Here is a 1,955-nt window from a genome sequence, read left to right on the forward strand (position 1 = left end):
CAAAAAAAATCTCCCCGAGAAAACTCAATCCGTCTCTCGTGAAGACCGGCAGATAATGCATTAATTCTTATTCAATGTCAAACACTTTTTTAATATTTTTTAAATTATTTTATTAATCGTTTAATCTACACTCTTGAATAATACACATATATCTATATATTAATGATACTTATATAAATTAAAATCATTTGTCATGACACTATATTTATTCTCACCTTATTTTTTTTGTTTGAAAAATTAAAAGAAGCAAACCTTTTAAAATATTTAATACATCTGCCATGCAGAATCATTTAATATATGAACATCACTTTATAGCAGAATGACAGAAAGGATAATTAATTCAACCTAGCAACAATTTGATCAGCCCAAATGTATGATATCAATTCCCCAACTGAAGTTTCCAGCCAGGCAGGTTCTTTTTGGGCAGCATCAAAAATCATTTGATTTTCAGGAAAAGTATGTGAAATTTTTTTAATAATATTGAGTTCTTCAGAAGTCAGCGGTTGCGCTTTTGCTGCATCTGCATTTTTTATTTCATCTAAAAGCTCTCGATAGTTATTGAGTTGCGGACCATAGGAAAGGTTAGCATAGGTGGCCCCAGTCATGCTTCTGCCAAGCATTTTTTTGGCAAACATATCTGCATACCAGATATATTTGACTGCAAACAGTCTCTTATCATCTTTTTTCAATATGGTACGGCACAGTTCTGCTTTGAAGGCAAGTGCAACCAGAAGAATGCGAGGAATGGAAAATGAACGATTCCCTGTAACATTATTGATATCCCAATCATTTATCAAATGCTGCCTTAATACGAGATCCATTGATTTTGACTGAATCGCACCGGTCTCCCATCTTTTAATCGAGGCAATTCCAAAACCGGTCAGTTCAGCCAGTTTTTTTTGGGTCATCCCTTTTGCTTTGCGCAGTTCTTTTATTTTTTCACCGCTTAAAAGCCCTGTCTGTTCTCTGTATGCATCTGCAATTGTCTGCTGAATTTTTCCGGCAGATTGAATAGTACCTGCACAAAGCCCGCACACAGAGCAGACAAAAACCTCTTCAATAATATCAAGGTCTATACCCCTAAAAGCAACACACCTGTCAATTCCTTTTTCTTCCATGGCACTGCGGCACTTTGGGCAATTGATCTTACTCATGGTACCTCCTTATCTGTTTTTGTGCAAAGACACCAGCCAGAGTACATTTTCAGATAATGAAAATTTCAAATAAACCGGGACTGAAAAACGATCGATCTTAACTGTAAACGCAAAAAGATCAAGTCCTGATATTTCCTGCTCATAAGATCTTTGGGGTGGTCTTCCTCCGTTATAATCAGATGGCGTTGCATTTTCCAAGAGTTCATTGAACACGTCTTTAAGTTCAAATTCAATCAGGTATTCAAGTTCAAGCGCATCCACGGCTAATGCTTCCGGATTAAGCAACATAACCTGTCCATTCTCTAAAATAGACAATGCCTGCCTTAATTTATTTATCAATTCTTTGTGTGTCGGTCTTATCATATAATTTGGTATCAATTGATACTTTTGTCAAGTTATAAATCTAAACCTGCTCCATGTTTTTTCAACCAGCGCTTGCGATCCCTATAATCCTGCACTACCTTATCCACTTCATTCCCAAAAAAAACAGGTGTGGTTGAGGTGATGGATGTGGCGCAGTTCATAAAGTACCTTCGTAAATATTAAAACAAATCTATTTGTACTCTTTAAAGCAATGCATCCCGTATGTTAATAGTTCTATCTTGTCGGATACTATCCTTCAGCTATCAGAATAACAACGGGTTAGCAAATAGTTTTTAAGATGAAAAATCAGTCTGAATTAAACCGAAATTGAATACAGAGTATATAAACGCAAAAAGCCCTGACCATTGCAATAATGATCAGGGCTTTTTAAAGAATAATCCGGCGGCGTTCTACTCTCCCACACAGTCTCCCATGCAG

General features: G+C 36.3%; 2 protein-coding genes. Both read right to left on the reverse strand.

Annotated elements, in window-relative coordinates; translation table 11 throughout:
- Window positions 1-335: 335 nt before the first annotated feature.
- Window positions 336-1,154 carry a type II TA system antitoxin MqsA family protein gene (locus BLT94_RS21640; protein ID WP_092238832.1) on the reverse strand — a complete coding sequence of 273 codons (819 nt, stop codon included), beginning with the start codon at window positions 1,152-1,154 and terminating at the stop codon, window positions 336-338.
- Between the two features lie 9 nt (window positions 1,155-1,163).
- On the reverse strand, window positions 1,164-1,442 hold the full coding sequence (locus BLT94_RS21645; RefSeq protein WP_092238835.1) for a hypothetical protein: 279 nt from the start codon (window positions 1,440-1,442) through the stop codon (window positions 1,164-1,166).
- Window positions 1,443-1,955: the final 513 nt, after the last annotated feature.

Source organism: Desulfobacula phenolica (assembly GCF_900105645.1).
GTDB classification, from domain to species: Bacteria; Desulfobacterota; Desulfobacteria; order Desulfobacterales; family Desulfobacteraceae; genus Desulfobacula; species Desulfobacula toluolica.

Excerpts from the sequence above, each read along its gene's own strand:
- BLT94_RS21645 (WP_092238835.1), bottom strand. The coding sequence starts at position 1,442 with ATGTTGCTTAATCCGGAAGCATTAGCCGTGGATGCGCTTGAACTTGAA.
- BLT94_RS21640 (WP_092238832.1), bottom strand. The coding sequence starts at position 1,154 with ATGAGTAAGATCAATTGCCCAAAGTGCCGCAGTGCCATGGAAGAAAAA.